Genomic DNA, 6,877 nt, shown 5'->3' on the forward strand with positions numbered 1-6,877 from the left:
GGTCACTCGACGGACGCCTCCGCGGAGATCCCGCTTGGCATCTTCACCGGACTGGAGATAACCGGCGACAACCGCGACACACTGTTGCAACTCACCGAACAAGCCGTTCGCTCGAAGCTCTTCGAGGCGATGGGCGTCGAGAGCGGCGGGGACGGATCGAACGGAAGCTAGGCTGCGGCTTCGTCGTCGGATTCCTGCTCGGTGAGCCGTTCGACCACGTCGTTGACGAGGACGATGTCGCCGACCGCGCGGACCCACCGATACGGGACGATAACTCCCTCCGAGCCCGAGACCCGGGCGTCGAACAGTTCTCCGTTTATATCACCCAGCGCGAGACCCGTGACGGCCTCGCGTTGTAGATCCAGTTGGATATCCTCGATCTCGCCGACGAACACCCCGTTGTTTGAGTACACTTCCCGTCCGACGAGTGACGTGATCTCCTGCGACGTCGATTCCGTTTCCATACCGCCCGGTCGTGTCGGCTCCGTTTAAGTGTTTTCGGCCGGCGATTAGCCAGTAGTGGCGAACCACAGCTGCGCTACCAACTCGGGGTTGGCGCCGCGGCGACACATCCCCGAAGGAATTAATTTGAATACGACCTTACATACAGTTATGAGCGATACGGACAATTCCGGTGACGGCGAGGATCTCGAGGAGATCAGACGCAAAAAACGGGAGCGGCTGGCGGAACGAGCCTCAAAGCCAGATTCGCCCGCGGAACCGATCGAGGTCGGCGGCGTCGGGCACTTTGAGGAACTGCTCGACCAGCACCCGGTCGTCCTCGTGGACTTCCACGCCGATTGGTGTGGTCCGTGCAAGATGCTTGCCCCAACGGTCGCCGAAGTGGCGGCCGAGACAGACGCCGCCGTTCTAAAGGTCGACATCGACGCTCACCAAGACCTCGCCGCGGAGTACCAGGTCCAAGGCGTCCCGACGCTGTACCTGTTCGCCGACGGCGAGATGGAAGAGCGGATGGTCGGCGTCCAAGAGAAGGAGTCGCTCGTCAGTTCGATCGAGGCCGCGGCGTGAGCCGGCTTCCCACGGCGTTTTAATCCATTCAACAGTCGAGGATCGCGTCGATGTCCGCGTAGTCCTCAAGCAGGCGGCTCATCCGCTCGACCGTCCGTCCATCCCTCGTTTTGCCTGTGTTCATCACCGCGTCGGTCCGGTCGAGCGTCGTCGCGGTGTCGGTCCGGACCAGCAGGACAGGGATGTCGGCCGACGCGGCTCGACCGAGGACGGTGTCGGGCGGGTGAAACCCGCCGGTGAGGAGGATGCACTCGATCCCGGAGGCCTCGAGCGCGGCGGTCTGGATATCGGTTCGGTCGCCGCCGGTTATCAGTGCCGCGTCCCGGACGCGTCGGAGTTGTCCCAACGCCTCGCCCGCGGACATCGCGCCGACGACGAACCGCCGGATTCGACCGTCTGTCGGAACGTCGCTCGTTAGGATCTCGGCCCCGATTTCGTCTGCCAACTCGTTGACCGTGACGCCGGCGAGTTCCTCGTCCCGCGGAATCGTTCCGTAGACGCGGATACCGCGCCCCTCGAGAAACGGGACGGCGTCGCTCGCCAGCGAGTCGAAGGCGGCATCGGGCACGTCGTTAAATAGGACGCCACCGAGGCGATCCCCGAGAGCGTCGGCGGCCGCGAGGACCTCGTCAAGATCGCTCGGGTCCTCAAATCCAGCGACGAGGACGACGGTCGCATCCAGCAGTTCAGCAAGGTCGGCATCGGTCAGGCCGACGATACCGCCGGTGGTGAGCGATCCACCGCCCTCGACGATCATGCGGTCGACATCGGCTGATAACGTCTCGAAGCTCTCCTCAATTTGGTCGCGCAACGCATCGGGGTCCTCCCGCCCTCGGATCGCCTCCTTGACGAACGTCGGCGAGTAGACAATCGGCTCCATCTCGTGCATCGCCGCGTCGAGATCGAGCACCTCGCGGGCGAGCATCGGGTCCTCGTCGAGCGTCTTGCCGACGGCCGACTGAAGACGGGTTCCTTTCGGTTTCATATAGCCGACCCGCTCGTTGCGCGCCTGTTCGGCCCTGCCGAGCGCCAGCGCGACAGCGGTCTTTCCTGTGCTCTCTTCGAGTGATGTAACGAGTACGGTCATAGCGTTTCGGGGTCGACGGTGAGTCGGATATCGACCGCGACGACGCCGTCGGCCGTCGCCACGAGCGGGTTGATGTCCAGTTCGACGATCGCGGGAAAGTCGGTGACGAGTTGGGAGAGTCGCTGGATCGTCTCTACGATCCCCTCCTCGTCGATCGGCTCTTGGCCGCGTGCGCCGCGCAACAGCGGCGTCGAGTCGATGTCATCCAACATTCCGGCAGCTTCGGCCTCCGACACCGGCGCGATGCGGACGGTCGTATCCTTTAGAACCTCGACGAAGACGCCACCGAGGCCGAAGAGAACAAGCGGCCCGAACTGTGGGTCGCGGTTCACCCCGACGATCGTTTCGACCCCGTGGTCGAGGTCGATCAGTTCCTGTACCTGCACGCCGAGCAGTCGGGCGTCGGGCTGATAGTTCCGTGCCCGCGCGACGAGCGCCTCGTACGTCTCCTCGACCGCCTCGGCCGGGACGCCGACCTCGACGCCCCCGATGTCGGTCTTGTGGAGGATGTCCGGGGAGACGATCTTCATGACGACATCGCCGCCGATCCGCTCGGCGAGCGCCGTCGCCTCGGCCGGTGAGTCGACGATCCCGCCCTCTGGTGTCTCGATCCCGTAGGCGTCGAGGAGTTCCATCGCCTCGATTCCGAGGCGGTTGTCGTCCTGTGTCTTGATCCGTTCGAGGACCGACTGGGCCGCCGCCCGGTCGACGTCGAAGGAGGCTGGCGGTTCGTAGCTTCGCTCTCGGATCTCCCCATAGCGCTTGAGGGCATCGAGGCTCCGGACGGCTCGCGTCGGGTCGAAGTACGTCGGCGTCTCGACCGCGGAGAGCGTCTCGGAGGGCCCCTTGACCGAGGACCCGCCCATCAGACAGACCGCGATCGGGACGTCCTCGCGCTGTCGGGCCTCGACGAGCGTCTCGGCGAGCCGATCGAACGAGAGGACCGCGCTCGGACAGGCGATGACGACGGTCGCGCCGACGCCCGGATCGGAGAGGACTGCCTCCAAGGCGTCGCCGAACCGCTCTGCGGGCGCGTCGCCGATGACGTCGACGGGGTTGTACACGTTCGCCGTCGGCGGCAGCGCCTTCTTAAGTGTTCGGCGCGTCCCGTCCTCGAACGTCGCCAAGTTGAGATCGGAGTCCCCGATGGCGTCGGTCGCGATCACCCCCGGCCCGCCGGCGTTCGTCACGACGGCAACGTCATCGGTGCCCGGGAGCCGCCCGCCGGCGAGCATCGCTCCGAAGTCGAAGAGTTCCTCGGTGGAGTCCGCCCGGATCACACCGGCCTTCTCGAGACCGGCCTCGTAGGCCGCTTCGCTGCCCGCGATCGCACCCGTATGCGAGGAGGCTGCCTGCGCGCCGGCCTCGGTTCGCCCCGACTTGAGGACGACGACGGGGGTCTCCTGAGTGACGTCGCGGGCGGTCTCGACGAACCCGGTGCCGTCGCCGATCCCTTCGAGATACCCCAATACGACGTCGGTCTCCGGGTCCTCGCCCCACGTCTCGACGAAATCAGTCTCGTCGAGGACAGCCTTGTTGCCGAGCGAGACGACGTCTTTGAACCCGTGGCCGCGGTCGCCGGCCCACTCGAGGATGGCCGTGACGAGCGCGCCGGATTGACTCATGAACGACATCCGTCCCGACAGCGCGTTCCGCGGGCCAAACGTCGCGTTCAGCCCCGACGGCGTTGAGATGACGCCGAGGCAGTTCGGGCCGACGAGATTGAGCTCGTACGTCTCTGCCAGTTCCCGCAGTTCTTGCTCTCGTTCTGCGCCTTCACCGCCCGCCTCGCCGAACCCGGCCGTTATGACGACGAGGTTCTCGATCCCCGCCCGGCCGGCGGACTCGACGACTTCGAGGGCGACCTCGGGCGGAACAACGATCACGGCGAGATCTGCGTCGGTCTCCGCGACATCGTCAGCGCAGGGATACCCGAACACCCGGTCGGCGCTCGGGTTCACGGGCCGTACCTCGCCGTCGAAGTCCTCGACGAGGTTCTCCATCACGGCCGCGCCGACTGAGCCGTCGCGCTCTGTCGCGCCGACGACTGCGACACGTTCGGCATCGAACACACCGGGTACCCGTACCATCTACCTCGTCGTGCGGCCCGTAGAGAAAAATGCTCTCCGACTCACAGAAGATAGAGCGTCTCCTTACTCTTCAGTACCGCCGTCGGCCGCCGTCTGCTTCCGGCCGTCGGGTGGCGACACCTCCGCGGCCCCCCGGCGCCGGAGGCGGACGCCGAGTTTGCTGGCGACGTAGAGGCCGATCCCGACGAGAACGATGGTGCCGCCCGCGGCGACGTCGTACAGGTACGAGAGCGAAACGCCGGTGATCGTCGCCAGTTGCGCGACGCCGACCGCCGCGACGGTCGCCCGTTTGAATCCCCGAACCGGGGCGGCCGCGGCGACCGGCACGACGAGCATCGCGGCGACGAGGATCACGCCCATGATCTGCATCGTGCCGACGACGACGACCGCTGTCAACACCGCTAACAACTGGTTGTACCGTTTCACGCCGATCCCGCTCGCTCGCGCCCCGACCTCGTCAAAGGTGATGTACACCAGCGGGCGATACGCGAGCGCGATGCCGACCGTGACGACAACGCTCAAAACGACCAACAGCGCGGCGTTGAGTCGCGAGACGGTCGCTAGGCTTCCGAAGAGGTACGCGTTGATCCCGACCGCGATACCGCCGTCAGTCGCTGTGATCAGGACGCTTCCGATCGCGAACGCCCCGGTGAGCACGATCGCCAGCGAGGTATCCCGGTAGGCCCCGGCGTAATCGACGAGAGTCTGCACCAGCAGGGCCGCAACGGCGGCGACGACGAGCGCCGAGAGGAGCGGCGGAACGGCGACCGCGTACACGGCGTTGACGAACAGGCCGGCGGCGACGCCGGCGAACGCCGAGTGCGCCAGCGTGTCGGCGATCATCGCCATTTCTCGATGGACCAAGAAGACGCCGACAAGCGGGCCGATGACCGCGATACAGACCGCGGCGAGATACGCCCGCTGCATGAACGGGAAGGCAAGCATATCGATCCCGGTGAGCCCGGCGATTACGTCCAACACCGTCCCCCACAGGGTATCGAGGAGGAACTCAACGCCGCCCTCGACGGGCGTCGCCGTCAGCGTGCTCGCGTCCGGATATATATATGATAGAGACATTAGTGATCGTGGTGGACGACGGATTGGGTGCCGCCGTAGGCGTCGGCCAGCGCGTTCGTTTCGACGAAAGTCTCCGGATCGCCGTGGAAGTACAGTTCCCTGTTGAGGCAGGCGATCTCGGAGGCATGCGTGGTGACGACGCCGATGTCGTGTTCGATCAGGATGATCGTGATCCCCTCGTCGTTCAGTTCTCGCAACAGATCGTAAAAGGCTTCGCGTGATTCGGCGTCGACGCCGACGGTCGGTTCATCGAGCGCCAACAGGTCGGCGTCGGCTGCCAGCGCGCGGGCGATGAACACCCGCTGACGCTGACCGCCGGAGAGCCGCCCCACCCGACGGTCGGCGAGGTCGGTGATGCCAACGCGCCGCATGGCGTCGTCGATAGCCGCCCGGTCGGTATCGCTGAACCGGCCGACGAGTTTCCGGGGGTATCGCCCCATCCGGACGACTTCCCGGACCGTCACGGGCATCTCGCCGGCGTCGTCGCCGATTTTCTGTGGAACGAACCCGACGCGGTCACGGTCGCTTGAGTCGTGTGCTGGGTCGCCGAACAGCAGGACCGAGCCGCGATCCGGCTCCCGGAGGCCGATCATGAGTTCGAGCAGCGTCGTCTTGCCCGACCCGTTCGGTCCCACCAGCCCGACGAACTCCCCGGCCTCGATCGTGAGGCTGACATCGTCGATGACGGGACGGTCGGCATAGGCGAACGACACGTCCTGAACTTCGATCAGACCCATTATGCCTCTAGCGCGCGCTCCAACGTTGGAAGGTTTACGTTCTCCATCACGTCGATGTACCCCCAGCCTTCGGCCGACCACTCCTCGGTCAGCCCCGGCATCGCCGTCAGATCAAGTACCGCCTCGGCGTCCGTCTCGGCAACGAGTTGGTCGGCCGCCTGTCGGGACTCTAACGGATCAGCACAGATGTACTGCAGGTCGTGCTTGTCGATGATCGACTGAGCCGCCTCGATATCCCTCGGCGTCGGCGTATCGTCCGGCGAGACGCCGGTCAGTGATTCGACCCGGATCCCGTATCGCTCCCCGAAGTACCGCAGCGAGTCGTGTCCTGCAACGAGGATGGTCCCCTTATCGGCCTCGGCCACAAGCGATTCGAACTGCTCGTGGAGGGCGTCAAGTTCCGCGTGGAACTGCTCGGCGTTGTCGGCGTACGTCCCCGCGCGCTCCGAATCGATGTCGATCAGCCCCTCACGGATCGTTGCGGCGGCGTCTTTCACGCGGAGCGGATCCATCCAAAAGTGCGGGTCCACGGCGCCGTGGTCGTGTTCGTCGTCGGAGTCGTGTTCGTCGCTGTGGTCGCCGCCGTCGGAGTCGTGTTCGCCGCCCCCACCGGCTTCAACTAGGTCGACCCCGTTACTCGCATCGATCGTCATTACGTCGGCCCCGTCTGCGTCGAGATCCCGGGTGATCGTGTCGACCCACGGCTGGAACCCCTCCATGCCGTGGACGAAGAGATCGGCGTCGTAGATCGCCTCGCGCACGTTCGGCCCGGGCTCCCACCCGTGCCCGTGTTGTCCGGTCGGAACCAACAGTTCCGCCGTGGCGGCGTCGCCGCCGACCTGTTCGGCGATGTCCCC

7 protein-coding genes and 1 pseudogene are annotated in these 6,877 nt (G+C 65.6%); 2 read left to right on the forward strand and 6 right to left on the reverse strand.

Annotated elements, in window-relative coordinates:
* Positions 1-171: pseudogene (locus tag ACI944_RS09810) on the forward strand (phosphoesterase); the annotation flags it as partial.
* Here ACI944_RS09810 and ACI944_RS09815 read toward each other — a convergent pair.
* Positions 168-464, reverse strand: coding sequence for a PRC-barrel domain-containing protein (locus ACI944_RS09815; RefSeq protein WP_411718861.1), 297 nt, complete (start codon positions 462-464; stop codon positions 168-170). The pseudogene ACI944_RS09810 and the gene ACI944_RS09815 overlap by 4 nt on opposite strands.
* Before the next feature lie 148 nt (positions 465-612).
* Here ACI944_RS09815 and trxA point away from each other — a divergent pair, with 148 nt between their 5' ends.
* A complete protein-coding gene (gene trxA, locus ACI944_RS09820; protein WP_411718862.1) occupies positions 613-1,029 on the forward strand; it encodes a thioredoxin in 417 nt (138 codons plus the stop codon).
* Positions 1,030-1,057: 28 nt separating this feature from the next.
* On the opposite strand, the gene ACI944_RS09825 is transcribed toward trxA, so the two are convergent.
* From ACI944_RS09825 to ACI944_RS09845, 5 genes are all read right to left on the reverse strand, one after another.
* Positions 1,058-2,116, reverse strand: a complete 1,059-nt coding sequence (locus tag ACI944_RS09825; protein ID WP_411718863.1) for a phosphotransacetylase family protein — start codon at positions 2,114-2,116, stop codon at positions 1,058-1,060.
* Complete coding sequence (locus ACI944_RS09830; RefSeq protein ID WP_411718864.1) at positions 2,113-4,206, reverse strand: acetate--CoA ligase family protein; 2,094 nt, start codon at positions 4,204-4,206, stop codon at positions 2,113-2,115. Before ACI944_RS09830 ends, ACI944_RS09825 begins: the two co-directional genes overlap by 4 nt.
* A 63-nt stretch (positions 4,207-4,269) precedes the next feature.
* Positions 4,270-5,283 carry a metal ABC transporter permease gene (locus tag ACI944_RS09835; RefSeq protein WP_411718865.1) on the reverse strand — a complete coding sequence of 338 codons (1,014 nt, stop codon included), beginning with the start codon at positions 5,281-5,283 and terminating at the stop codon, positions 4,270-4,272.
* Positions 5,283-6,020: a metal ABC transporter ATP-binding protein gene (locus tag ACI944_RS09840; RefSeq protein ID WP_411718866.1), complete on the reverse strand. Its 738-nt coding sequence runs from the start codon at positions 6,018-6,020 to the stop codon at positions 5,283-5,285. The genes ACI944_RS09835 and ACI944_RS09840 overlap by 1 nt, the downstream gene beginning before the upstream one ends.
* Positions 6,020-6,877, reverse strand: an 858-nt coding sequence (locus ACI944_RS09845; protein ID WP_411718867.1) for a metal ABC transporter substrate-binding protein, incomplete at its 5' end; no start/stop codon positions are given. The genes ACI944_RS09840 and ACI944_RS09845, both read right to left, overlap by 1 nt.

Source organism: Natronomonas sp., from assembly GCF_046710025.1.
Classification (GTDB): domain Archaea; phylum Halobacteriota; class Halobacteria; order Halobacteriales; family Haloarculaceae; genus Natronomonas.

Bases quoted from the DNA above. Each gene is read 5' to 3' on its own strand.
- ACI944_RS09835 (WP_411718865.1), bottom strand. From the start codon at position 5,283: ATGTCTCTATCATATATATATCCGGACGCGAGCACGCTGACGGCGACG.
- trxA (WP_411718862.1), top strand. From the start codon at position 613: ATGAGCGATACGGACAATTCCGGTGACGGCGAGGATCTCGAGGAGATC.
- ACI944_RS09825 (WP_411718863.1), bottom strand. From the start codon at position 2,116: ATGACCGTACTCGTTACATCACTCGAAGAGAGCACAGGAAAGACCGCT.
- ACI944_RS09840 (WP_411718866.1), bottom strand. From the start codon at position 6,020: ATGGGTCTGATCGAAGTTCAGGACGTGTCGTTCGCCTATGCCGACCGT.
- ACI944_RS09815 (WP_411718861.1), bottom strand. From the start codon at position 464: ATGGAAACGGAATCGACGTCGCAGGAGATCACGTCACTCGTCGGACGG.
- ACI944_RS09830 (WP_411718864.1), bottom strand. From the start codon at position 4,206: ATGGTACGGGTACCCGGTGTGTTCGATGCCGAACGTGTCGCAGTCGTC.